This window comes from Methylobacterium gnaphalii (assembly GCF_007992215.1).
In the GTDB taxonomy this organism is placed as follows: domain Bacteria; phylum Pseudomonadota; class Alphaproteobacteria; order Rhizobiales; family Beijerinckiaceae; genus Methylobacterium; species Methylobacterium gnaphalii.
In genome coordinates, this window is record NZ_BJZV01000015.1 from 1 (window position 1) to 20,985 (window position 20,985).

Sequence of the window (20,985 nt, forward strand, 5' to 3'; positions counted from 1 at the left end):
TCCGCACCGCTGAAGAAAACAACAGAAGGCCGACCGGTTAGAACCGGATCGAACCATCCGCGACAGTCTCAGAAGACGCGTCGGCGCCCGTTCCGCTCTCGCGGCCGGCGCCGATGAACAGCCGTATAAGGATCGCCCCGTTCGAGGTCAACAAGAAAAATGCAGGCGAAGCGAAGAATGGCGTTTTGGGGCGACCGGGAGCGGTCTCAGAGGCCTTCCGAGAGCGGGGTGTACCCTCTCTGACGGTACCGCATCCGCCGGGACTTTCGTCTGCGTGACTCCCCTCCCCCTACCGAACAATTTTATTGATGGTGCTGTGTTCGTGCCTGGACGAGCAGCATCAGGGCAACGTCGGTGAAAGCCTGGGCCCAAACATCAAGCGGCCGGTTGCGACGGGACATCCGATGCTTGGTCGGCCGGCCGGCGTCGCGCAACCCGGGAATGTGCAGGAAGAGCGTCGGTCGACTCTCGGCCAGCGCACGATAGTAGGAAGCGTTGCAGAGGTAGGCGCCTGCATCGTGGGACAGGCCGGCGTCGAGTCCGCGCCGTCGCAAGGCAGCAAGCGCAGCCCGTGCGTGTCGGCTGGTTCGCTGCGTGGGACCCGTGCGGTGGAGAAAGAGGTGCGGAGGAAGCCGTCCGTCGGCGTCGGGAAAGAGCAGATGGGCTCGGTTGCGGGCTCTCGACTCGACGCGGATCCTCCGGGCGCGCATGGCAACACCGATCATCAGCACCGCATCCGGCGCCCCGGCGAGCGCCGGCTCAAGTTCCGTACCGACGGCTGCATAGGTCGTTCGCAGAACCCGACAATCCGGCCTCGCGCCGAGGAGCAGCTTCAGGCGCGCCGCGTTCGCGATGCGGCGGGCGAGCAGCCCGCTCGGGTTGATCGGCACCTTTGGAAAGGCGCCGAAGCCGACGATCAGGAGCTTTTGCGTGTTCAAAGACCGATCAGCTCGGAGATCGCCTGGGCGCCGGCTGCCGGCGAATGCTCGCCGGTCGCCACCGATTTCTCCGCCTCTGCCGTCGCCTTCCGCACCTCGGCGCTGCCGGTCAGTTTCTGGTGCAGTCGCTCATGGACCAGCGCCCACATCCACTTCACGTCCTGGCGCCTGCGCCGCTCGGCGATCTCGCCAGTCGCGGTGAGCCTGCGGCGATGGTCCTCGATCTTTGCCCAGAGGTCGTCGAGCCCTTTGCCGTGAAGGCCTGAGATCGTGATGACAGGCGGCGTCCAGGTGGCGGAAGCCGGCGTCAGGATGTGGAGAGCGGCGCGATAGTCGGACGCGGCGGCCCGCGCGCGCTTCTCGCCTTCCCCGTCATCGGCCTTGTTGACCGCTATCATGTCGGCGAGTTCGAGAATGCCCTTTTTAATGCCCTGCAACTCGTCGCCCGCGCCGGGCAGCATCAGGACGAGAAAGAAATCCGTGAGATCGGCCACCGCGGTCTCGGATTGGCCGACACCCACCGTCTCGACCAGAATGACGTCGAACCCGGCCGCCTCGCAGAGCAGCATGGTCTCGCGGGTCTTGGCAGCGACGCCACCCAGCGTGCCTGAAGATGGCGAGGGCCGGATGAAGGCGTTCCGGTCCTGTGCGAGCTGGGCCATTCGGGTCTTGTCGCCGAGGATCGACCCACCGGTGCGCGTCGATGACGGGTCGACCGCGAGGACGGCGACCTTGTGGCCGGCCCGGGTCAGCTGACTGCCGAGGGTATCGATCGTGGTCGACTTGCCGACGCCCGGCACTCCGGTGATGCCGACACGGATTGCTTTGCCTGTCTCGGGCAGGACCGCGTCGATCAGGTCACGCACCGCGGCACGATGATCGGCACGCCGTGACTCGGCCAGGGTGATCGCTCGGGCCAGGGCCGCACGGTCCCCGGCGAGGAGCCGCTCACGGAGCGCGTCGATGTCGGGAAGGGAAGGCACCATGGCAGGCTTCATGCCGGGCCGGCGCCCTTTCGTCGAGAGGGCATGCGCCGGCGATGCCACGGATCGATCCCGACACCTTCAGCCGAACGGGGAAAGCGGCGGATTGCCTCGCCATGGCCAAGATCATGCGTCAGACGCTGCGCGAGAAGCTGGGCGCAGTGGCGTCTACCCGGCAGAAGGGGCGTCGTACGATGAGGTGGCAAGACTTGCGCCCGAAGAACGCTGAGGCGGCCGAGCCGACTCGGCGCTCCATCGTCCAGATCGCCGCTTTGTTCGGTGCCGCAGCCGCTGCGCCCGGATTGTCCGGCTGCGTCGTCGATGGTCTCGCCACCGGCACGGTCGTGGGGGGCTCCAGCGAGCAATCCGCCCTCGACGTCAGCCCCGTCCTCCTCGTCGCAACCACCCGGAAGGCCGTGGGCGGCGGCTTGAAGTCACCGTATTTCGGCTCGGAGCGCGGACGTGGTCTGAGTTTCGCGGAGGTGCGGATGTCTGCACCGGACCGGTCGCTGATCGGCAAGGTCTCGTCGGTGGTCGGCGGCGACTGGGGAATCCGGTCGATCCAGCAGGTGGAGACGGGCGCCAATGCGGCCTCCGCCTTCTCGCAATCCGCCTTCGGTCGCGACGTGCTGATCTACGTCCACGGCTATCGCGAGAGCTTCGAATCGGCGGCGGTCAGCGCCGCGATGCTGTCAGACGGCATCCGATTCCGCGGCGCGTCGGGCCTGTTCACCTGGCCGTCCGCCGCCGCGACGCTCGACTACGGCTACGACCGTGAGAGTGCGTTGTGGTCGCGCGATGCCTTCGAGGATCTTTTGAAGGCGCTTGCGGCATCGCCCTCGGGCGGCCGCATCAACATCGTGGCGCACTCGATGGGCACGCTCCTCACCCTCGAGACCTTGCGGATGCTGCGCGCGGAGGCGGGCGAGGCCGCGATGGGACGGATCGGCGCGGTGGTGCTCGCCGCCCCCGACATCGACATCGACCTGTTCACCAACGGCGTCGAACGGTTAGGGCCGGACGTTCACAAGATCACTGTGATCTCGTCGACGAACGACCGTGCGCTGGAAATCTCCGGCGTGCTCGCCGGCGGGACACGGGCGGGCGCCGCCGACCGCGACCGTCTCGAAGCGCTCGGTGTGCGCGTCGCGGACGCCTCCGATTACGGCGGTGGCCTGATCAACCACGACCTGTTCCTCTCGAATCCCGAGGTGCAGGCCGTGGTGAAGCGGGCGATCTCGCGCGGCGGCGCCTAGAGCCGCGCGCTTTCTTTCGGGTAACCGGCGTCCTCTTCCTCGGAAAGCGCCCTGATCCGCCTCGACGTGGGATGGCCGAGCCTCTACAGGAGCGCTGCATTCCCTCGACAGGATCCGCGCGCGATGTTCACTCTTGAGATCGACGGCAAAGCCATTGCGGTCATCAACGCCGATGAGGAGACCGCCCGCGATCTCTTCACCTGCGATGGCTTCAAGGAAGACATCGGCACGATGACGAGTGAGGGCAAGCCGCTCTGGAATGGCACCTCCGAGTTGAAGATCCGCGCTTCGACCAAGGACGAGACCGACGAGTTCGAGCAGGCGCTGGCCGAGGACGACGGTGAGGGCGACTTCGAGGCCGATCCGCACCACGACAAGACGGCTGCGACATCCGGCGAGGCGGATCTCGACGAGGACGATGACGAGGAGGACGAGGCTGACATCGTCTTCCTGGTCGACCTCGACGACGAGCAGGAACACCTCGACGCCTGAAACGAAAACGGCCCCCGATCGGGGGCCGTTTTCTTTTCGACATCGTCGCAGCGAGCGTACTCGATTAGAGCACGACGACGCGGGTACCGACTTGAACACGGCTGAACAGGTCGATCGCATCCTGATTGATCATCCGGATGCAGCCGGATGACACGCTCTTGCCGATCGAGTGTGGCTCGGTCGTTCCATGGATGCGGAACAGCGTGTCCTTGTTGTTCTGCCAGAGATACATCGCGCGCGCGCCGAGCGGGTTGCGTGGGCCGCCGGGAACGCCAACGCCACTCTGCAGCTTTGAGACCTCCGCTTTCAGGTCCGGCCGGCGCTCGATCATCTCCTTCGGCGGATACCAATCGGGCCAAGCCTGCTTCGAGTTGATCGTCGCGGTGCCGTTCCATGAGAAGCCCTGCTTGCCCACGCCGACGCCGTAGCGGCGCGCCCGGCCATTCGGCAGAACGAGGTAGAGGTAATGGGCGCGCGGATCGACGACGATCGTGCCGACCGGCTCATTCGTGCGGTAGTCGACCTCGGCTCGTAGGAAAGCCTTGTTGAAGGTCTTGATATTGATCGCCGGCACGTTGAAGGGCTCGCCCTCAACCGGGCCGTAGGCGCGCGCGAAATCGATCGGACCGTTGTCGATCTCCCGCTGTGGCACGGGGTAACCGTCCTGCTTCGGCGCAGGTCTGGCGCCGGGCTGCCCCTCAGGCGGCAAATCGCCTGCATTCGCAGCGCCTTGAACGGCAGGCGTGTTGGCCGGAGGTTGTTCGCCGTAACGTGCAGCCCGGCGGCGAGCGTACCCGTCGGCGTCCATGGCGGCGTTCGGATCGTCGACCGGACGGCCGTTCACGACGGGGCCACTATAGGGAACGTATTCGCCACCCCGCTTCCGGTAGAGCTGCCCGTATTGATCCTTATACAGCCGGGCATCGTCGTAGCCGCCAGCACTCTGCGCGGAGACTGGGCCTGCGAGCCCGATCAGCGCGAGGCTCGATGCGGCGCCGGCCAGAAGCCGGCGCCGGTTCAGGGATGAGATCGCTTTGAACATCGGGTCGCTCGAAATTCACAGATGCGGTGCCGGCGGAACCTTCGCGAGTCCGTCAATGCTCGTGAGCGGAGCGGCCGGCACCTCGGCACGCCGATAGCAAGAAATCTTGTTTCCTGCCTGCAACATCATGGCTTTATCGACGCTCGACCGGCGAATGGCGGGATTGCGAAGACATCGACCGAAACCGGGATAGTGATGGTGCGGCGGCAGCACTCTTGTCGGTCTGCGGCGAAATTGTGGATCACTCTCCCGAATCGTCACGGAACATCATTGAAATTGATGCAGCTTCGACGACATGAAGCTCAGCCGTCTCGCCGACTGGAATCTCGCTGCCGTGGCCCATCGTGTCCGCCGTCTCCATGTGTTCGGCCTTGCGCTGGCCGTCGCCCTTTGCTGCGCAGCCGCGCCGGGAGATGCGGCGAGCCGCATTCCACAACCTCACGGCAAGCACCCTGCCAAGCCCAAGCCTGCCAAGGTGGTGAAGACCGAACCAACGACCCAGGACAAGGTGATGGAGCGCGTCGAACCGACCGGCGTATGGACATCCGGTGAGGGAGATCGCGCCTGCTACACGGGACGCCGCAAACTCTGGCAGGACGGTCAGGGCTGGTTGGTCAAACGGGTTGCCATCTGCCCCTGACGTCGGTGCTGCCGCCAGGGTGGCTGGGCGCTGTCAAGCCGTCTCGGCGGAGACCGTCGCGAAGGTCAGGAGATCGACCTGACGGGCACCGGCCCGCAGGAGCGCGCGGGCGGCCGCATTGCCGGTAGCACCTGTCGTTGTGACGTCGTCGATCAGCAATACGTGCCGTCCGGCAAGCCGCGGCTTGGCGGCTTCGGGCACGCGAAAGGCACCCTGCAGGTTGTCCGCCCGCTGGGCTCGCGTGAGGCCGACCTGGGGGCGTGTGCGCTTCACGCGGGCGAGCGCTCGGACATCGCAGGGAAGGTTCGAGGCTTTCGCCACGCTGCGCGCGAGTAGTGCCGCCTGGTTGAACCGCCGTCGCCATAGGCGAAGGGCGTGCAGCGGCACGGGCACCACGAGGTCGGCCTCGGCGATCAACTCGGCGCCGGCGGACGCCATCATCCGGGCCATGGCCCGGCCGAGATCGAGCCGGTCCCCGTACTTCAGGCGACGGACGAGATCCTGCGCCGTTCCGTCATACAGGGCGACGGCACGGGCCCTCTGAAACACCGGCGGCTCGGCAATGGCGCGCGGGCTGAGCAGTGTGCCGACCCCGAGGTCGAGCGCGAACGGCGTGCCTAACCGCTCGCAGTAAGGCCGTTCGATCAACCGTAGGCCCGACCAACAGGCCGGACAGAGCGCGTGCGGCTCCGCCGTCGCCTGCCCACAGGCGATGCAGGTCGGCGGATAGACCAGCCCGAGCACCGCGCCGAGCGCGGAGCGCAGGCCACCGGCGAATGCGCTCCGCAATGTAGCCAATCAGCGCGCGCCCTGCTGTTGTCCCTGCTGCTGAGCCCTGGCCTTCTTGTTCGCGTAGTGACGGCCGACCATACAGCCGCCGGCCGCACCGATGACGCCGTGCCCGGCCGCATGTCCGGCAAGACCACCGACGAGCGCGCCCTTCAGGCATCCCTTGGCATCCGCCGCAGTGCCGATTCCTGCGAGCGCAAGGGCAAGCGCGGTGACGGTGAGAAAGCGTGACATGGACATCTCCCAGCTCAAAAGCGCAGCTGTAACGGTGGCGCCGGCATCCCGTTCCCGTTGTCTCGCGATCTTGATGACGTCCGCGCGCCAGGGGCACTCTGGCGTCGAGGCCGGTTCTGCCCCATCTCCCGCGACGATGAGCCAGCCCCCTCCCCTCTTCGATACCGCCCTCGTAAGGCAGCGCCTCGCTCGGGCACACCGCGCGGGCTACGCCGACTTTCTGCTGGCGCGCGCCGTCGAGGACCTCGACGAACGCCTAGCAGCGGTCCTGCGCCGGTTTCCGCTCGCGCTCGATCTCGGCACTCCGTCGCCTTCGGCAGTCCGGTGGCTACGTGCGAGCGGACGCACCGACGCTGTCGTGCGCATGAGCCCAGTTCCTGAGCCGGGCGAACGGTTCGGCATCGTCGGCGATCCGGAGGCATTACCCTTCGGCAGCGATGGGCAGTTCGATCTCGCGGTCTCGTTGCTGGCATTGCACGCGGCCAACGATCTGCCTGGAACGCTCGTGCAGTTGCGCCGGGCGTTGAAGGCCGACGGTTTGTTTGTCGGATGTCTGCTCGGCGGCGCGACATTGACGGAGCTACGCCAGGCTTTCCAGTTTGCCGAGAGCGAAGTCGAGGGCGGAATCAGCCCGCGCGTGGCACCGTTCGCGGAGGTGCGCGACCTCGGCGGATTGCTGCAGCGGGCCGGGTTCAGCCTGCCGGTGACCGATTCCGAGCGCATCACCGTGCGCTATGCCGATCCGTTCGCGCTGATGCGCGACCTGCGCGCCATGGGGTTGACCAATGCCCTGACCGAGCGCCGCCGCACTCCGCTGCGGCGTGCGACGCTGCTGCGGGCTGCCGAGATTTATGCCGAGCGCTTCGCTGATCCCGACGGACGCCTGCGCGCGACCTTCGAGCTGATCTGGCTCTCCGGCTGGGTGCCGCATGAGAGTCAGCAGAAGCCCTTGAAGCCCGGCAGCGCCCAGGCCCGCCTCGCCGATGCACTCGGGACACCGGAACACGTCGTCGATCCCTCCGGAGGAACCACCCGATGAAGGAACCCGGCCCTGACCATCCAATCACCATTGCCCCGCATGCCGGCCGCATCCGCGTGATCGCGAACGGGATCACCGTCGCCGATACCACGCGCGCACTAGCGTTGAAGGAGGCGTCCTATCCGGAGGTCCTCTACATCCCGCGGGAAGACGCTCTGTGGGATCATTTCGCCCGAAACGCCCGGACTACGCATTGCCCCTACAAAGGTGAGGCGAACTATTTCGACCTCGACGTCGGCGGGCCGCCACGACAGGCTGCGGTCTGTAGCTACGAGAAGCCGTTCCCGGCAGTGGCGCGGATCAAGGAGTACCTCGCCTTCTATCCCGACAAGGTCGACGCGATCGAGGAAGGTTGAGGGTTCATCCTGCCGACGGGTTCGTCTCGGCCGCAGATGCGCCACGGCTTCTAAGAAAACGAAGGAGCCTTTCCCGTCTCCCCTGATCAGGCCCCGAGCAGATCGACCAGGAACGGGATTAGCGGCGCGTCTGCCGGCGGCATCGGCATGTCGCGTAAGCCGCCCGGCCGCACCCATTTCAGAGCCTGCCCCTCCATCGAGCGCGGCGTGCCCTCCCAGCGTCGACAGATATAGAGCGGCATCAAGAGGTGAAAGTCGGGATAGGCATGGCTCGCAAAGGTCAGGGGCGCGAGGCACGGCTCCTCGACGACGATGCCGAGTTCCTCTGCAAGTTCGCGGATCAGCGTTGCCTCGGGACGTTCGCCGGGCTCGACCTTGCCGCCGGGAAATTCCCAGAGGCCAGCCAGTTGCTTGCCCGGCGGCCGCTGCGCGAGCAACACCCGCCCGTCCGTATCGACGAGCGCCACCGCAACGACGAGGAGCAGCCGCAACGGCGTCGCCTCGCTCACGGCACGATCGCGAAGACGGCTTCGACCTCGGCGCCCGTCGCGATCGTGCCAGCCTCGACCGGCACGGCGACACGATCCTTGGCGACGGATCGCGCCATTGCAGCGTAAGGCGCCGGCCGCGGGTGCTCGGCGCGCGGCGGCGAAGCGATGGAGAGCGCTGGGCCGAGCTTCAGCCCTGCGGCCTCGGCGAGCCGCTCGGCCTGGGCGCGGGCATCCTTCATTGCAGCGACCTGGACCTCAGCCTGCACCCGGCCCGGATCGCGCAGGCCGAAGCTCACGCCGTCGATCCGATTGGAGCCGGCATCGAGCGCGCGGCGCATCAATTCGCCGAGCTTAGGCATGTCGCCGAGCCGTACCATGACTCGGTTTGAGGCTGCGTAGCCGTCGGCCTGCTCGCGGAACGATCCGTCAGGCTGGCGGATCTGGCGGCTCACTGGCTGGAGGGTAACCGATGAGGTGCCGATGTCTGCATCGGGGACGCCCAGCTCCTTCGCCGTGGCGATGATACCCTTGGCGGCGCTGCTGGCGGCGTCGAGAGCGGCAGCGGGTGTCTGACCCTTGGTTTGCACGCCGATCTCAACGGAGGCGAAGTCCGGCGGCGTCTCGATCTGAGCGCGGCCGATTACGCCGATGCGGCCGGCGCGATCGTCATCACCTGCGAAAGCAGGACCGCAGAGAGCGAGGACGACGCCGAGCAGAGCGGCAGCAGACGCCCTCACGAGCGGTAATCTCCGTTGATGGCGACGTATTCCTTGGTGAGATCGCAGGTCCAGACCCGCGCCCTCCCCTGCCCCAGGCCGATCTCGACCTTCACCGTGATCTCCGGCTCGCGCATCACGGCGCTGGCCGCCTCCTCGCTGTAATCGGGATCGCGGGCACCCTCGTGAGCGACGCGCACGTCGCCGAAGGAAATGGTGAGCCGATCACGGTCGGCCGGCTCGCCGGCCTTGCCAACGGCCATGACCACACGGCCCCAATTCGCGTCCTCGCCGGCAATGGCCGTCTTCACCAGCGGCGAGTTGGCGATCGACATCGCGATGCGATGGGCCGAGGCATCGCTCTCCGCACCCTCGACCTCGACCGTTACGAGCTTGCGCGCGCCCTCTCCGTCCCGCGCGACGAGCTGGGCCAGCTCGATCAGCAGATCGTCGAGGGCAGTGCGGAAGCCTGCCAACCGGGCGTCGTCGGCGCGCTCGACGGCGGCGTTGCCGGCTTTGCCGGTCGCAAAGAGCAGCAGCGTGTCGGAGGTCGAGGTGTCACCGTCGATGGTGACGCAATTGAAGCTCTTGCCCGTGCCCTCGGTCAGCAGTTCGCCGAGGACACCCTGAGGCAGAGCGGCGTCGGTGAAGACGAAGGACAGCATCGTCGCCATGTCTGGCGCGATCATGCCGGCACCCTTGGCCATGCCGTTGATCGTGACCGTCTTGCCGTCGATCTCGGCCGTCCGCGTGGCGAGCTTCGGAAAGGTGTCAGTGGTCATGATCGCGCGGGCGGCGGCGTCCCAGGCGCGAGGGCCATCCTCAGCGCGAGCCGCGCAATCGGCGAGCACGCCGTCGAACTTGTTGGCGTCCAGCGGCTCGCCGATGACCCCGGTCGAGGCGATGAAGACCTCCTCACGTCCGCAGGGCGCGGCCTTCGCCGCGATGTCGGCGGTCAGCGAGACGGCCTCGCGGCCCTTGAGCCCGGTGAAGGCATTGGCGTTACCGGAATTGACGACGAGTGCGCGGGCCGTGCCGTTGCCGGCAGCCAGGGCTTCCCGGCACCAGTCCACGGCGGCCGAGGGGCAGCGCGAGCGCGTGAACACACCGGCCACCGTCGTGCCCTCATCGAGCGCGACCCAGAGAACGTCGGTGCGGCCCGTGTAGCGGATACCGGCCTGGGCCGTGGCCAGCCGGATTCCTGCAATGGCCGGAAGCTCTGGCGAGTGGCCCGGCGCGAGCGGAGATACGGGCGTTGCCGCTTGAGAAGCCATCGATCCGCGCCTCGTCGTTCACAACCGCAGAAAACATCCGCAGCGGCGCCCTGTTGCCCTGGCTCAGCGGCGGGCGTCAACCGCAGCGATCAGGGCTGTTTCGCTGCGGCAATGGGGCAGTGCAGTGCAAAACAAAGCCCTCGATCGAGCCGAAACTTGAATAATCCAAATCCCATGTCTAGCCTGTTGCGATGCAACCTAATCCGGCGACTGCGCGACAGGACGGAATGAGGAATGCCTCGGCTCTGGCAGAGTGCGAGGTTCAAGGCGGCTGCTACGGCGTACAGGTTCTTGTCGCCGGCCGCCGTAAGCGTTGGCGCGACGAAGTCAGCACCGAAATCAAGCGGGCCGGTTACAACGCCACCACCGTCGATAGCGGCGTCGACGCGCTGACTATCCTCGCGCTCGGCGTGCCGATGGACGTCCTCGTCACCGACGCGGAATTACACGGCGATCTTCGCTGCTCCCGGTTGGCGGTCGAAGCGAGAGCGCTCCGGCCGAACCTCGCCATCATCTTCGCGAGCCACGCGAAAGAGGTAGTGGATTGCGTGCCTGATGCGCTCGTCGTTTCCCCGGATGCCAAGGACGGCACTCTTACCGGCACTGTCCGCGAGGCACTCCAGGCAAGGGCCTGAGAGCCCAGAGCGACGGCGGCAGCATCGCTTTTCCTAGACGACACGGTATGTTGAGCCATCGATCTCGGAGTTGGCCATGTCCCTGCTGCGTCGCGATTGCCTCGTCCTGCTCGGTGCACTCGCCGCGAACGGGGCGCGAGCCGGCGAAGACAGGAATTCGAACGCCCACAATTTCTCGTTCGCGAAGCCGGGCGGCGGCCTGCTTCCCCTTGCCGAGTATTCTGGCAAGCCACTTCTCGTCGTGAACACGGCGACAGCCTGCGGTTACGCGGGGCAGCTCACCGGGCTGCAAGGCCTCTGGACGCGCTTCGGCGAACGCGGGCTCACCGTGATCGCGGTGCCCTCACCGGATTTCGGCAACCAGGAGCCGCTTGACGGCGTGGCCATCGCCGATGCCGTTCGTAAGAGCCACGGCGTGACCTTCCCGGTGGCGGATAAGACCCATGTGCGCGGCGCGACGGCCCACCCGTTCTACCGTTGGGCCGCGGCCGAGATGCCCGGGCAGACGCCGCAGTGGAACTTTCACAAATACCTGGTCAGCCGCGACGGCAGCCTGCGCGCGGCCTTCGCCTCGCAGGTCGAACCGAGCGACCCGCGGATCATCAGCGCCATCGTCGCCGAGCTCGGCTCAGCCTAAGCCGTCATCACGATCGGTCCGAGGATGAGGCCGGCCGCCAGCAGGACGGCGAAGGGGCCGAAGCCATGGCCCCAGTCGACCGTGCTTATCGCATGCGCTCTGCCCGCGGAATGTCAGCGGGTGGCCGCAATCGGCCTGCGGAATGCGGTGCGCTCCTGCCATGCCGAGCGTCGCCCCGCCCGCGTGATCGTCCGATCGCGACTGGTGGCGGCTCGGACGGATAATTCGAGGCGAATGGGTTCGATGGCACTCCGGCGGCGCCGAGACCGACCGTGCTGCCGGGAAAGCCTTGCGCCGACGCAGGCCATGCCGCGGTGGCCGCAAGAAGGATCAGGCCGAGTCTCACCGCGCGCATCACGTTCCATCTCATGGGGGCAGGGTCTCCCGCGATGGTAGGGCGGCACCCCATATGGCGACAGTACGGCCCGATACTGGCCGCATGGAGAAGCGAAGAATGGACCCGCATCGGTTCGAGCATGACGGCAACAGCTACGAGGTCCTGTTCGAGCGGACGCCGGAGGGATGGGTTGCCCGTATCCGCTGCGAAGACGACGACACAGTCCAGGTCATGGCGTTCCCGAACGGTGTCGGCTTCGACCCGGAAAACGCGCGAGGATCGCTCATCGCGGGTTGCCAGGCGGCCGTCGCCCGACATGCAGGCGCGCCTGCGACGCGGCACTGAAACAGCGAACCGGAACCGCTACGAACGACGGCCGTTCGCTGGTGAGAACGACAGGGAGTACGGGATGAGCAACGTCACCTATCACGTCATCGAGCATGACGGCGGATATGCCTACAAGGTTGGGGACACGATCTCGGAGACCTTCCCAAGCCATGACGACGCCCTGCGTGCTGCCCGGATTGCGGCGTCGGAGCAGCGCATACCCGACGAGGACCGGACCATCGAGTATCAGGACGCCCGCGGCTCCCGCCGCCTGGAGACGTCCCAGGGCAACGACCGGCCGGAGACGGACGTCGACGGCTGAGGCAGAAGTCCTCGGCTCCCTGAAACACGAGTGCGCGGTGTTGCCCGCGCGCGTCGCTCGGCGTCTTCCAAGTCGCGTTGGCTTGGTGTAAGGCGACCCGCAAGGCGAATTGACCACGCCGAATCGCTTGCCGTCAGGACGTTCCACTCGGGAAGATCCCCGGGGCTTGGAACGCTTGGCGGTTTTGCCCGTCGAGCATGGCGATCCGGCGCGGTCCGCAGATCAAACAGATTAAACCCGAAGGATGACGACAGTTGCAGGTACTTGTTCGCGACAACAACGTTGATCAGGCGCTTCGCGTCCTCAAGAAGAAGATGCAGCGCGAGGGCATCTTCCGCGAGATGAAGCAGCGCAAGGCCTACGAGAAGCCCTCCGTCCGCAAGGCTCGTGAGAAGGCCGAGGCCGTCCGCCGCGCGCGCAAGCAGGCTCGCAAGACTGCGATCCGCGAGGGCTTGATCGCCGCTCCGAAGCCGAAGCCCCGTACCGGCGGCCCGCGTCGTCCCGGCGGTTTCCCGTCAGCCGCTCCGTCGGCCAGCGCCGCTCCCGCGACCAACGTCGCTTCGTAAGTCGATTGTGGCCGGGTTATTCAGCCCGGCCGATCTGGACCAACGAAAACAGGCCCGGCCCTCTGCGGCGCGGGCCTGTTTTCGTTGGTCACGCTGCGCGGTTGGCGATCGTCGCCCGATCGGCTTGAACGAGCACGTCGAAGGCGCGCCAGGGCTTCTGCATAAAGACGGCACGGCGCGGCAGGGACTCGCTGCGATCGCCGGCGTTGCCCGACGTGACCACCATTCGCACCTTCGGCCAGCGCTTCTCGACCGTCCGAGCCAGTGCGAGCCCGTCCATTTTTCCTTCGAGGCCAATATCGGCGAATAGCAGCGCCACGTTCACGTCTGGCCGCTCAAGCACGGAGATCGCCGCTTCTGCGCTTGAGCAGGCGATTACGTCGAGATCGGTCTCTTCGAGGACGGCGGAGGCGAGGTCGCGGATCGCGGCATCATCCTCGACCACGAGCGCGACGGGACAGTCCGCGGGGTCATGCTGGGCCATGGAATCTCCTCGGGGCTGGGGGCGTTCGGGCATAGTCTCACCGCATCGCGACCAAGCGGAGCGGCCTCCGATACACACGGGTGCGGCCTTGCGCGGCGATGCGGTCTGCGAATCAGTCGAAAACCCATCGTCGAACGCGGTGTGGCCTTTCGTCAACAAGCAAGGTTATTTTCCATCCTAGCCAATGCTTGGACACGACGTATGGCGAAGGATCGTCACGCGCTAACGTTCGATCATGGTTAACGGTTCGTTCACTGCCCTTGCCAGATGATAAATCTTCGTCGGCAAAAGCGTAGCCATTCGGCCCGTATCTTGCAGACCGAGAAGTCTGGATGTCCGCTGGCGGATCTTGGACCCGCGCAGCAACAGGGTGTGCGTGAGCCATGTGCCGCTTCCTCGCCTATCTCGGTGAGCCGGTCTTCCTCAACGAACTCGTCTGCGCGCCGACGCACTCGCTCGTGCACCAGTCGCTACACGCGACGGAGGCGAAGACCGAGACCAACGGCGATGGATTCGGAATCGGCTGGTATGGTGAGCGGCAGGAGCCCGGCGTCTACCGCGACGTCTGCCCAGCTTGGTCGGACGAAAACCTCGTCAATCTCTGCTCGCAGGTACGCGCCAGCGCCTTCTTCGGCCATGTCCGTGCCTCGACCGGCACCGCGACGACGCGTGCCAACTGTCACCCCTTCGCGCATGGTCGGCACCTGTTCATGCACAACGGCCAGATTGGCGGCTACCACCGTATCAAGCGTGGGCTTGAAGCGCTGATCCCGGACGACCTTTACGACCACCGCCGGGGCACCACCGACTCCGAGGCGATCTTCCTGCTCGCGCTCGCCAATGGCCTCGCCGAAGATCCGATCGGTGCGATGGAAACGACCTTCGCTACCGTCCGAGACCTGATGCAGGCCGCCAAGATCACCGAGCCGTTGCGCTTCACGGCTTTGCTTACGGACGGCGTCACGCTCACGGCCTACCGCTGGGCCTGCGACGGGCGCCCGCCGAGCCTGTACTTCCGCGAATCGGAGGCCGGCATCGTCGTCGTGTCTGAGCCGATCGACGGGTGCCGCGAGGGTTGGCAGGTGGTGCCGAAGGGCGCGACGCTCCAGGCGACGCGTGGCCATCCCGCGATCGTCCGAAAAGGCGGAGACGTGTGCCGGATCGCTGCCTGACCTGCACTGGAGCCGACGGCCTCGATCCCTATCTGGAGGGCATTGCATCACGATGCTCGAAGGCCCTCCAGGATGAACCACTCCGTTCAGCTCCACATCGCAGGTACTTGGCGCGATGGTAGCGAGCGCGCGACGCTGCCGAACCTGAACCCCGCCACCGGGGAAACCCTCGGCCAGATTGCCGTCGCCACGCGGGCCGATCTCGACGAGGCGCTGGAGGCGGCCGAGCGCGGTTTCGCGGCCTGGCGCAAGGTCTCGGCCTTCGAGCGCGGCAAGGTGTTGCGCAGGGCTGCAGCGCTGATGCGCGAGCGCACCGAGGACATCGCCCGGCTGCTCACCGTCGAGCAGGGCAAGCCCCTTGCGGAAGCCCGCATTGAGTGCGGCGTCGCTGCCGACGTGATGGAGTGGTTCGCCGAAGAGGGCCGCCGCGCCTATGGTCGTGTGATCCCGGCGCTGGCCGATGGCGTACTGCAGATCGTGGTACGCGAGCCGATCGGCCCTGTTGCTGCCTTCACTCCCTGGAACTTTCCCCTGAACCAGGCTGTGCGGAAGATCTCGGCCGCGCTGTGCACGGGCTGCTCGGTGATCCTGAAAGCCCCGGAGGACACGCCGGCAAGCTGCCGGGAGCTCGTCCATGTCTACCTCGACGCCGGCGTGCCCGGCGATGTGCTGGGACTGGTCTTTGGCGACCCCGCCGAAATCTCCAGTTACCTGATCCCGCATCCGGTCATCCGCAAGATCTCGTTCACGGGTTCAGTCCCGGTTGGCAAGCAGCTCGCGGCACTGGCCGGTCAGCACATGAAGCGGGCCACGATGGAACTCGGCGGCCACGCCCCGGCAATCGTGTTCGACGACGCCGATGTCGAGAAGGCGGTGACTGTGCTGAGCGCGAATAAGTTCCGCAATGCCGGCCAGGTCTGTGTCTCGCCGACCCGTTTCCTCGTGCAGGAGCGGGTCTACGATCGCTTCGTCGACGGATTCACAGAGGCGGCGCGGAAGATCCGCGTCGGCAACGGGCTGGAGGACGGGACCACCATGGGCCCGCTCATTCATAGCCGCCGCCTGGAGGCGGTCGAGGGGCTCGTCGCCGATGCGGTGGCAAAGGGCGCGCAGTTGCGCACTGGCGGCAAGCGCATCGGCAACCGGGGAAACTTCTTCGAGCCGACCGTCCTGACCGACGTGCCGCGCGATGCCCGTGCCATGAACGAGGAACCCTTCGGGCCGGTCGCCCTGATCAACCGCTTCCAGGATGACGAGGAGGCCCTGCGCGAGGCCAACCGCCTACCCTTCGGCCTTGCTTCCTACGCCTATACGCGCTCGGCAGAGCGGGCGACGCGGGTCTCGTCCAGCATCGAGGCCGGTATGGTCTCGATCAACCACCACGGCATCGCCCTCCCCGAGACGCCTTTCGGTGGCGTCAGGGATTCCGGCTACGGCAGCGAGGGCGGATCAGAGGCAATCGAGGCTTACCTCACGACGAAGTTCGTCACGCAGGCGAATTTTTGAGGTTGAAAACCTGCTAGGCGCGGTGCGCATCTGAACTGGCGAGAGACCATCCGGCCTCTCGCTGCGGCCATGCGAACCAATCCAGAACCACATCCGCGACGTCAGCGTTAGCCTTGGATTGCTTCGCTGCGCTCGCACTGACGACGCCGCCCTCATTGCCCGACGTTCCTACCTAGACATTTTCACCGTTTGGCAATGAGAGTCTCGTGACGGCACAAGTCTCCCTAAGACAAGTTTGCAGCCACCAGGCTTGAGCGTGAATCGACGCCAAATCCTGTTTGATAACGGAATGAACTTCCGTTCACGCAACTTTCTCGCAACTCCTCGCGTTGCCGTCCGCAATTTCTAGACGCGAAGGACAGCTTGGTCCGCGAGCTGCTCCGAGGGAGTACTCGCGATGCTTTACCTCATGCATGAGGCACGTAATCTCATGCTCACTCCGATGCGAATGGCAGCGGAGGCGACCAAGCTGGCCTGCGAGAATCCGTTCCATCCGCTCTCATATGCGCCGAACCACAACGTCATCTCGGCGGGCTGCGAGATGTTCGAGCGGACGACCCGCTCCTACCCGAAGCCTGCCTTCGATCTGCCGACACCGGAGCGCGTCGTCTGGGAGAAACCGTTCTGTCGCGTGCTCGCCTTCGGTGAAGACACCACCAAGCCGAAGATGCTGCTCGTCGCGCCGATGTCGGGCCACTACGCCACGCTTCTCCGCGGCACGGTCGCCGCCTTCGTCGAGACCCACCAGGTCTTCATCACCGACTGGACGAATGCCCGCGAGGTGCCGCTGTCCGAGGGCGCCTTCGGCATGTCGGACTATATCGATTACTGCATCGAAATCTTCGAGGCACTCGGGCCGGATCTCAACGTAATGGCTGTGTGCCAGCCCTCGGTGCCGGTCATTGCCGCCATCGCGCGGATGGAGGAGGACGGCAATCCGCTCGCGCCGCGCTCGGCCGTCTTGATCGGCGGACCGATCGACACCCGCCGCTCGCCGACCGCCGTGAACGCCATGGCGCAGGAGAAGGGCATTCGCTGGTTCGAGCAGAATTGCATCCAGAGTGTGCCGCACGGCTATCGCGGCACAGGCCGGGCCGTCTATCCGGGCTTCATGCAGCTCGTCGGATTCATGAGCATGAACCCTGAGCGCCATGCAGGCTCCCATTGGGACATGTTCGACCACCTCGTCGCGGGCGACGGCGAATCCGCCGAGAAGCACCGGCGGTTCTACGACGAGTATCTGGCCGTGATGGACCTCACGGCCGAGTTCTATATCGAGACCGTCGAGAAGGTGTTCATCGAGCATTCCCTGCCCAAGGGCGAGCTGATGCATCGTGGACGGGTGATCGATCTCGGCGCCATTCGTCAGTGCCGCCTCATGGCCGTCGAGGGCGAGAAGGACGACATCACCGGAATCGGCCAGACGCAGGCAGTCCTGGAGCTCGCCGCGAACCTTCCGGCGGAGGCGAAGGCCTACCATCTCCAATCGGAGGCCGGGCATTACGGCATCTTCAACGGATCGCGCTTCCGCGCCGAGATTGTGCCGAAGATCATCGTCTTCACGCAGGACGACGCCGATCGGCCAATCGTCGTCAGCAGACGCCGCGGCAGCCACGCCATGTCTCACGTGATCCGCAGCGATCGGCATTCGCATGCCGGGCACGCCGACCATCGCCCGAGCGAGCACCATTGGCACCGGGGCATGACGGCCAATCGCAGTGGTCGATCGATCAATGATACCGGCGGCGAAATGCGCCTGCTGGTTGGAAAAGGGGCTCGGGCGCGCTGAGTCGATCAGGCGTTGGGGAGACCGTCCAAGTCGAGCAGGTCTCGTCGCCCCTCCAGCCTGAGCAGGAAGCTCTTCGTCCCCAGACCTCCCGCGAAGCCAGTCAGCTTTCCCGACGCGCCGATGACCCGGTGGCAGGGTGCGATGATCGAGATTGGATTCTTTCCGTTCGCCGCGCCAACCGCCCGCACCGCTTTGGGCTGACCGATCTGAACGGCGATCTGCCCATAGGACCGCGTCTCGCCGAAGGGGATCGTCAGGAGTGCCTGCCAGACCTGCTGCTGAGAGGGCGTGCCCTGGAAATCGAGAGCGAGCGAGAATTTGCGGAGCCGCCCCGCGAAATACTCTGTCAGCTGCCGTTGGGCTTCGGCCAGCACCGGATGCCCTGCATCCTCACGGCTCGTGCTGACACGGACCCGCAACGGATCGTCGCCCTCCCACAGCACTGCCGCGAAGCCACGTTCGCTGGCTACAAGCGTGAGCGCGCCAACCGGCGACGGCATGGTCGTATGAACGCAGGCCGTCAGAGGGGTTTCGAGGGGCGTGGATGTGCCGACTGGGATTGGCATGAACTGATCTCCCCGCACGTCGACTGTCCCATCCGCCAAGGCGCAGGAAAGCTCATTCGGTTCGAAGATCATGGGGATCAGGTGGTGCCGCTTGAGGGATTCGAACCCCCGACCCCCTCATTACGAATGAGGTGCTCTACCAGCTGAGCTAAAGCGGCTGAACCGACTCGGATCAATGGCCGAGCCGTCCCGTTGGGCACAGGCTCTTAGAGACCGTACCGCGCCTTGGCAAGGCTGGCGCGAGCACGGTGTCAACTTCTCCGCAGCCTGCAATCACCACATCCCGCGCGCGCCAAACCCGGCCCAGCTCGATGCGGCAACGGCGCTACAGATCGAGCGATCGATCTTGAGCAGAATGTTCGAGCCTGCCGTAACCCGGCCGGAGGCGTCGCGCAGAGGCGTCGGGTAAGGCATGAAGCAGATCTTGCGGCCATCCGGTCGCTCAAGGATGTGCTGGATTCCGCGAACGGCGCGGCCTTCCCTCAACGAAACGGCCATAGAGCACTCGTCGTGAGCCAGCTCGGATCCGTCGGCCTCGAAGAGCCGCCAGGCGCCGCACCAGCGAGCCTTACCCAGCACGGGGCGGAAGCCCCACAGCTTGGCCGCCGCATCGTTGTAATAGGTGAGCCAGCCCTCGGCATCGGTCGTGTAAAGGGCTGCAGGAATCTGCCGGAACAGTTCGGCCCGCGAGGGCTCGTAATTCCAGTCGGAATCCGGTGCGTCGAAATCGTAGTCGATGCCTTCGAGGTCCATAGTGCCTCCCGCAACAGACGAGCCGAAGCCCAGGGCGAAGACCGCGGCCGGTCTCCGTTTGCCCCCATCTGTCGCGTGTACCTGTGAGCCTCCCGGCTGCTTTTCGCAGGCCGCCCGAGGCTCGTCGGTGAGCGCCGGCGGGCGCGCACTCCAGATCGTCCAACCCAACAGGATTGTGCCTGAACAGCTTCCGGGGGCGGTTGCTGCTCCGACGCCATGACCGGGATGACCAGTCTGGGCTCTCATGCTGAGCCGTGTACGGACGCAATGGTCAAAACATGAAAAAAACTTCGATGCAAGTAGGCTCAACCATTGGTGCAATGCGATATTTTGCCTTTCGCTGATCAGCCCTTCGGGTCGCGGCTGGGTCGTCAGTATCTCCCCCCAGTGCAGCGTGTCGCAGTCTGGGTGATTGATGCCGGACTCGCGCTTCCCCTATGGTCGGCCGCATGGACGCGATCGCGATCGATTTCGAGACGGCCAACGAGCGCCGGGACAGCGCCTGCGCAGTCGGGCTCGCCTGGATCGAAGGCGGTCGCGTCGTGCGGCGCGAAACCCGGCTGATCCGACCGCCGGAGCTGCGCTTCTCGCCGGGTAACATCCGCATCCACGGCATCCTGCCCGCCGATGTACGCGATCAGTCGAACCTGCCCGAAGCCATGGCGGAGTTCCTGCCGGACCTCACGGACAGGCTGGTGCTCGCGCACAATGCGGGCTTCGATATGGGTGTGCTTTCGGCCTCGCTCGCCGCCTGGGGCCGGCCGGTGCCGCCTCTGCGATACCTCTGCACGCTGCGGATCGCGCGGCAGGTTTTTCCCGATCCTGCCGGGTGCGGGCTAGCCAAGGTCGCCGCGCGCCTCGGTATCCGCTTCGAGCACCATGATGCGGGCGAGGATGCCTATGCCTGTGCTGAGATCGCCCTGGCGGCAATGCGCGAGACCGGCTCCGACAGCGTCTCGGATCTACCGCGGGCCCTGAGGCTTCCAGCGGTCGTCATCCCTGGCGGTTACGTCCCTGATTCCGAGGCCTCGAACTCGACAGCCTCGCGCGCGCTGCTCGCCGGGCGGAGACAGCCCAAGGCTGCGCCAGCCCTGCGGTTCTCGGTCCGTGGCAGCAAGGGAAACCGTTACGACGTGGTGCTGGAGGAGCGCAGCTTCGGGCTCTATCTGCGCTGCGACTGTACAGCTGGCCGACACCGTCGGCGCTGCCGCCATGTCGATGCGATGATCGACGGAGACGTCACCGATCTGATGTCCGGCAATCTCGGCGATGTCGAGCGCTTGCGTCTCCGCATTCTGGCGTCTGGTGCGCCTGTCGAGCCGAGCCGCGACAGAGCGCCAGTCGAGCTACGCAGGCAGGCTGACTTCGCCTGACCCGCCTCAGCGGCGCCGAGCGGGCGTGCGCAACGGCTCGATGCTGACGGCGCGGCGCCAGAGCTGCAGCATGATCCAGGCCGCGCCGAGGCTGAACAACGCCATCAGGACGTGGCCGATCGTATCGCCGAGCTCGAACAAACCGGCCAGCGCCCAGCCGGCCGCGACTGCTGCAGCGAAGACCTCGGTCCCGACCAGCACCATCAGGCTGACGATCGTGATCAGGTTACGGGTGTTCACGGGCTGAGACCCTGTCATCCAATTCGGC

At 66.0% G+C, this 20,985-nt stretch carries 26 protein-coding genes and 1 tRNA gene; 14 read left to right on the forward strand and 13 right to left on the reverse strand.

All coding sequences use genetic code 11. From position 1 onward, the window contains the following. Positions 1-302 precede the first annotated feature (302 nt). Together MGN01_RS13930 and meaB are read right to left on the reverse strand one after the other, a co-directional pair. On the reverse strand, positions 303-938 hold the full coding sequence (locus MGN01_RS13930) for a pyroglutamyl-peptidase I family protein (RefSeq protein ID WP_147047301.1): 636 nt from the start codon (positions 936-938) through the stop codon (positions 303-305). Further along, positions 935-1,924, reverse strand: a complete 990-nt coding sequence (gene meaB / locus MGN01_RS13935; RefSeq protein WP_147047561.1) for a methylmalonyl Co-A mutase-associated GTPase MeaB — start codon at positions 1,922-1,924, stop codon at positions 935-937. The genes MGN01_RS13930 and meaB overlap by 4 nt, the downstream gene beginning before the upstream one ends. Positions 1,925-2,115: 191 nt before the next feature. Here meaB and MGN01_RS13940 point away from each other — a divergent pair, with 191 nt between their 5' ends. Continuing rightward, positions 2,116-3,177 (forward strand): alpha/beta hydrolase, encoded by a 1,062-nt coding sequence (locus MGN01_RS13940; RefSeq protein ID WP_147047563.1) that lies wholly within the window; start codon positions 2,116-2,118, stop codon positions 3,175-3,177. Positions 3,178-3,300: 123 nt separating this feature from the next. Next, the gene (locus MGN01_RS13945) at positions 3,301-3,669 is read left to right on the forward strand and encodes a hypothetical protein (protein ID WP_147047302.1); all 369 of its coding nucleotides are present in this window, start codon (positions 3,301-3,303) and stop codon (positions 3,667-3,669) included. A gap of 64 nt (positions 3,670-3,733) precedes the next feature. Here MGN01_RS13945 and MGN01_RS13950 read toward each other — a convergent pair whose 3' ends face one another. After that, positions 3,734-4,699, reverse strand: coding sequence for a L,D-transpeptidase (locus MGN01_RS13950; RefSeq protein WP_238258126.1), 966 nt, complete (start codon positions 4,697-4,699; stop codon positions 3,734-3,736). 307 nt (positions 4,700-5,006) lie between these two features. On the opposite strand from MGN01_RS13950, the gene MGN01_RS13955 reads away from it, so the two are divergent. Continuing rightward, complete coding sequence (locus MGN01_RS13955) at positions 5,007-5,351, forward strand: hypothetical protein (RefSeq protein ID WP_147047306.1); 345 nt, start codon at positions 5,007-5,009, stop codon at positions 5,349-5,351. Between the two features lie 33 nt (positions 5,352-5,384). On the opposite strand, the gene MGN01_RS13960 is transcribed toward MGN01_RS13955, so the two are convergent. Continuing rightward, positions 5,385-6,149 (reverse strand): ComF family protein, encoded by a 765-nt coding sequence (locus MGN01_RS13960; RefSeq protein WP_147047308.1) that lies wholly within the window; start codon positions 6,147-6,149, stop codon positions 5,385-5,387. Further along, the gene (locus MGN01_RS13965) at positions 6,150-6,374 is read right to left on the reverse strand and encodes a hypothetical protein (RefSeq protein WP_147047310.1); all 225 of its coding nucleotides are present in this window, start codon (positions 6,372-6,374) and stop codon (positions 6,150-6,152) included. 136 nt (positions 6,375-6,510) lie between these two features. On the opposite strand from MGN01_RS13965, the gene MGN01_RS13970 reads away from it, so the two are divergent. Then, positions 6,511-7,413 carry a methyltransferase domain-containing protein gene (locus MGN01_RS13970; protein ID WP_147047312.1) on the forward strand — a complete coding sequence of 301 codons (903 nt, stop codon included), beginning with the start codon at positions 6,511-6,513 and terminating at the stop codon, positions 7,411-7,413. Beyond that, positions 7,410-7,769, forward strand: a complete 360-nt coding sequence (locus MGN01_RS13975; RefSeq protein WP_147047313.1) for a DUF427 domain-containing protein — start codon at positions 7,410-7,412, stop codon at positions 7,767-7,769. Before MGN01_RS13970 ends, MGN01_RS13975 begins: the two co-directional genes overlap by 4 nt. An 86-nt stretch (positions 7,770-7,855) precedes the next feature. On the opposite strand, the gene MGN01_RS13980 is transcribed toward MGN01_RS13975, so the two are convergent. Genes MGN01_RS13980 through argJ form a run of 3 tightly spaced genes read right to left on the reverse strand, consistent with a single transcriptional unit; the run spans position 7,856 to position 10,250 of the window. Continuing rightward, positions 7,856-8,278, reverse strand: coding sequence for a (deoxy)nucleoside triphosphate pyrophosphohydrolase (locus tag MGN01_RS13980; protein WP_147047315.1), 423 nt, complete (start codon positions 8,276-8,278; stop codon positions 7,856-7,858). Further along, the gene (locus tag MGN01_RS13985) at positions 8,275-8,997 is read right to left on the reverse strand and encodes an SIMPL domain-containing protein (protein WP_147047317.1); all 723 of its coding nucleotides are present in this window, start codon (positions 8,995-8,997) and stop codon (positions 8,275-8,277) included. The genes MGN01_RS13980 and MGN01_RS13985 overlap by 4 nt, the downstream gene beginning before the upstream one ends. Continuing rightward, positions 8,994-10,250 (reverse strand): bifunctional glutamate N-acetyltransferase/amino-acid acetyltransferase ArgJ, encoded by a 1,257-nt coding sequence (argJ, locus tag MGN01_RS13990; RefSeq protein WP_147047319.1) that lies wholly within the window; start codon positions 10,248-10,250, stop codon positions 8,994-8,996. Before argJ ends, MGN01_RS13985 begins: the two co-directional genes overlap by 4 nt. Before the next feature lie 227 nt (positions 10,251-10,477). Between argJ and MGN01_RS13995 the strand changes: the two genes are divergently transcribed. The 5 genes from MGN01_RS13995 to rpsU all read left to right on the forward strand — a co-directional run bounded on the left by MGN01_RS13995 (position 10,478) and on the right by rpsU (position 13,074). Then, a complete protein-coding gene (locus MGN01_RS13995; RefSeq protein ID WP_147047321.1) occupies positions 10,478-10,885 on the forward strand; it encodes a response regulator in 408 nt (135 codons plus the stop codon). A 76-nt stretch (positions 10,886-10,961) separates the two neighbouring features. Then, entirely contained in the window at positions 10,962-11,522 is a 561-nt protein-coding gene (locus MGN01_RS14000) for a glutathione peroxidase (RefSeq protein WP_147047323.1), read from the forward strand. Positions 11,523-11,976: 454 nt separating this feature from the next. Next, on the forward strand, positions 11,977-12,204 hold the full coding sequence (locus MGN01_RS14005) for a hypothetical protein (RefSeq protein WP_147047325.1): 228 nt from the start codon (positions 11,977-11,979) through the stop codon (positions 12,202-12,204). A gap of 64 nt (positions 12,205-12,268) precedes the next feature. Beyond that, on the forward strand, positions 12,269-12,508 hold the full coding sequence (locus MGN01_RS14010; protein WP_147047326.1) for a DUF2188 domain-containing protein: 240 nt from the start codon (positions 12,269-12,271) through the stop codon (positions 12,506-12,508). A 254-nt stretch (positions 12,509-12,762) separates the two neighbouring features. Beyond that, positions 12,763-13,074, forward strand: coding sequence for a 30S ribosomal protein S21 (rpsU, locus tag MGN01_RS14015; protein WP_147047328.1), 312 nt, complete (start codon positions 12,763-12,765; stop codon positions 13,072-13,074). Positions 13,075-13,162: 88 nt separating this feature from the next. Here the strand turns inward: rpsU and MGN01_RS14020 are convergent, their stop codons facing one another. After that, positions 13,163-13,558: a response regulator gene (locus MGN01_RS14020; protein WP_147047330.1), complete on the reverse strand. Its 396-nt coding sequence runs from the start codon at positions 13,556-13,558 to the stop codon at positions 13,163-13,165. A gap of 383 nt (positions 13,559-13,941) precedes the next feature. Between MGN01_RS14020 and MGN01_RS14025 the strand changes: the two genes are divergently transcribed. From MGN01_RS14025 to MGN01_RS14035, 3 genes are all read left to right on the forward strand, one after another. Next, positions 13,942-14,730 (forward strand): class II glutamine amidotransferase, encoded by a 789-nt coding sequence (locus MGN01_RS14025; RefSeq protein ID WP_147047332.1) that lies wholly within the window; start codon positions 13,942-13,944, stop codon positions 14,728-14,730. A 72-nt stretch (positions 14,731-14,802) separates the two neighbouring features. Beyond that, complete coding sequence (locus tag MGN01_RS14030) at positions 14,803-16,236, forward strand: NAD-dependent succinate-semialdehyde dehydrogenase (protein WP_147047334.1); 1,434 nt, start codon at positions 14,803-14,805, stop codon at positions 16,234-16,236. 397 nt (positions 16,237-16,633) lie between these two features. Then, positions 16,634-18,025, forward strand: a complete 1,392-nt coding sequence (locus MGN01_RS14035; RefSeq protein WP_147047336.1) for a polyhydroxyalkanoate depolymerase — start codon at positions 16,634-16,636, stop codon at positions 18,023-18,025. Between the two features lie 5 nt (positions 18,026-18,030). On the opposite strand, the gene MGN01_RS14040 is transcribed toward MGN01_RS14035, so the two are convergent. From MGN01_RS14040 to MGN01_RS14050, 3 genes are all read right to left on the reverse strand, one after another. Then, positions 18,031-18,591: a methylated-DNA--[protein]-cysteine S-methyltransferase gene (locus MGN01_RS14040; RefSeq protein ID WP_238258666.1), complete on the reverse strand. Its 561-nt coding sequence runs from the start codon at positions 18,589-18,591 to the stop codon at positions 18,031-18,033. Positions 18,592-18,673: 82 nt separating this feature from the next. Then, positions 18,674-18,749 (reverse strand) — tRNA-Thr (locus MGN01_RS14045). 115 nt (positions 18,750-18,864) lie between these two features. Continuing rightward, positions 18,865-19,344, reverse strand: a complete 480-nt coding sequence (locus tag MGN01_RS14050; RefSeq protein ID WP_147047338.1) for a PAS domain-containing protein — start codon at positions 19,342-19,344, stop codon at positions 18,865-18,867. A 449-nt stretch (positions 19,345-19,793) separates the two neighbouring features. On the opposite strand from MGN01_RS14050, the gene MGN01_RS14055 reads away from it, so the two are divergent. After that, the gene (locus tag MGN01_RS14055; protein ID WP_147047340.1) at positions 19,794-20,717 is read left to right on the forward strand and encodes a 3'-5' exonuclease; all 924 of its coding nucleotides are present in this window, start codon (positions 19,794-19,796) and stop codon (positions 20,715-20,717) included. 6 nt (positions 20,718-20,723) lie between these two features. Here MGN01_RS14055 and MGN01_RS14060 read toward each other — a convergent pair whose 3' ends face one another. After that, positions 20,724-20,975 (reverse strand): hypothetical protein, encoded by a 252-nt coding sequence (locus tag MGN01_RS14060; protein ID WP_174804592.1) that lies wholly within the window; start codon positions 20,973-20,975, stop codon positions 20,724-20,726. Positions 20,976-20,985 lie beyond the last annotated feature (10 nt).

Coding starts and splice junctions, on each gene's coding strand:
- meaB (WP_147047561.1), bottom strand. CDS start 1,924: ATGGTGCCTTCCCTTCCCGACATCGACGCGCTCCGTGAGCGGCTCCTC.
- MGN01_RS13940 (WP_147047563.1), top strand. CDS start 2,116: ATGAGGTGGCAAGACTTGCGCCCGAAGAACGCTGAGGCGGCCGAGCCG.
- MGN01_RS13945 (WP_147047302.1), top strand. CDS start 3,301: ATGTTCACTCTTGAGATCGACGGCAAAGCCATTGCGGTCATCAACGCC.
- MGN01_RS13955 (WP_147047306.1), top strand. CDS start 5,007: ATGAAGCTCAGCCGTCTCGCCGACTGGAATCTCGCTGCCGTGGCCCAT.
- MGN01_RS13965 (WP_147047310.1), bottom strand. CDS start 6,374: ATGTCACGCTTTCTCACCGTCACCGCGCTTGCCCTTGCGCTCGCAGGA.
- MGN01_RS13970 (WP_147047312.1), top strand. CDS start 6,511: ATGAGCCAGCCCCCTCCCCTCTTCGATACCGCCCTCGTAAGGCAGCGC.
- MGN01_RS13975 (WP_147047313.1), top strand. CDS start 7,410: ATGAAGGAACCCGGCCCTGACCATCCAATCACCATTGCCCCGCATGCC.
- argJ (WP_147047319.1), bottom strand. CDS start 10,250: ATGGCTTCTCAAGCGGCAACGCCCGTATCTCCGCTCGCGCCGGGCCAC.
- MGN01_RS13995 (WP_147047321.1), top strand. CDS start 10,478: ATGAGGAATGCCTCGGCTCTGGCAGAGTGCGAGGTTCAAGGCGGCTGC.
- MGN01_RS14000 (WP_147047323.1), top strand. CDS start 10,962: ATGTCCCTGCTGCGTCGCGATTGCCTCGTCCTGCTCGGTGCACTCGCC.
- MGN01_RS14005 (WP_147047325.1), top strand. CDS start 11,977: ATGGACCCGCATCGGTTCGAGCATGACGGCAACAGCTACGAGGTCCTG.
- MGN01_RS14010 (WP_147047326.1), top strand. CDS start 12,269: ATGAGCAACGTCACCTATCACGTCATCGAGCATGACGGCGGATATGCC.
- MGN01_RS14020 (WP_147047330.1), bottom strand. CDS start 13,558: ATGGCCCAGCATGACCCCGCGGACTGTCCCGTCGCGCTCGTGGTCGAG.
- MGN01_RS14025 (WP_147047332.1), top strand. CDS start 13,942: ATGTGCCGCTTCCTCGCCTATCTCGGTGAGCCGGTCTTCCTCAACGAA.
- MGN01_RS14030 (WP_147047334.1), top strand. CDS start 14,803: ATGAACCACTCCGTTCAGCTCCACATCGCAGGTACTTGGCGCGATGGT.
- MGN01_RS14035 (WP_147047336.1), top strand. CDS start 16,634: ATGCTTTACCTCATGCATGAGGCACGTAATCTCATGCTCACTCCGATG.
- MGN01_RS14040 (WP_238258666.1), bottom strand. CDS start 18,591: ATGCCAATCCCAGTCGGCACATCCACGCCCCTCGAAACCCCTCTGACG.
- MGN01_RS14050 (WP_147047338.1), bottom strand. CDS start 19,344: ATGGACCTCGAAGGCATCGACTACGATTTCGACGCACCGGATTCCGAC.
- MGN01_RS14055 (WP_147047340.1), top strand. CDS start 19,794: ATGGACGCGATCGCGATCGATTTCGAGACGGCCAACGAGCGCCGGGAC.
- MGN01_RS14060 (WP_174804592.1), bottom strand. CDS start 20,975: ATGACAGGGTCTCAGCCCGTGAACACCCGTAACCTGATCACGATCGTC.